Origin of the sequence: Psychrobacter sp. FME13, from assembly GCF_014861395.1 — a bacterium.
GTDB lineage: Bacteria > Pseudomonadota > Gammaproteobacteria > Pseudomonadales > Moraxellaceae > Psychrobacter.
This window is the reverse complement of record NZ_RRYV01000375.1, coordinates 1-565: the sequence shown is the minus strand read 5'-3', so window position 1 is coordinate 565 and position 565 is coordinate 1. Positions and strand designations below refer to the sequence as shown.

Annotated in this window: 1 pseudogene and 1 other annotated feature; the pseudogene reads right to left on the bottom strand. The window is 46.4% G+C overall.

Annotated elements, in window-relative coordinates:
* Window positions 1–565, bottom strand: a pseudogene (locus EI164_RS16660) (IS3 family transposase); the annotation flags it as partial.
* Window positions 378–494: a sequence feature (AL1L pseudoknot), on the bottom strand. It overlaps the preceding pseudogene by 117 nt.

The following is a 565-nucleotide window of genomic DNA, read 5'->3' as shown; positions in this document are numbered from 1 at the left end:
GCGGTATATACCCAGCCGCTAGTTGTTTTTATATAGGTGAAGTCAGCTACCCATAGCTGATTAGGACGATGGGCATTAAAATTACGATTAATCAGGTCATCAGCGCATTTTTGGTCATCACGGCTATTGGTGGTGATCTTGCCCTTACCGCGCCAGATGCCTTGCATACCATACTGCTTCATTAAACGCTCTACCGTACAACGAGCCACATGAATACCATCTGCCTTCATCTGCTGCCAGACTTTACGAACACCGTAACGGCATTTACTGTCCTGCCAGATGCGTTTAATCTCGTTGATATAATAGTCGTCATGCTGCTGACGCAACGAGCGCTTTTCAGGGTAACTCTCCAAGTCTTTAGTACGGTAGTAGGTTGATGGGGCAATCGGTAGTACTCTACAGATTGGCTCGATCCCGTATTTCTGCTTGTGATCATCGATAAATGTGACCATTATTTCGGTAGACGGTCGAGCTCCGCCTGGGCGAAAAAAGCCGCTGCCTTACGTATGATCTCATTGGCCTGTTTGAGTTCTCTGCATTCACGTTCAAGATCTTTAATACGTTG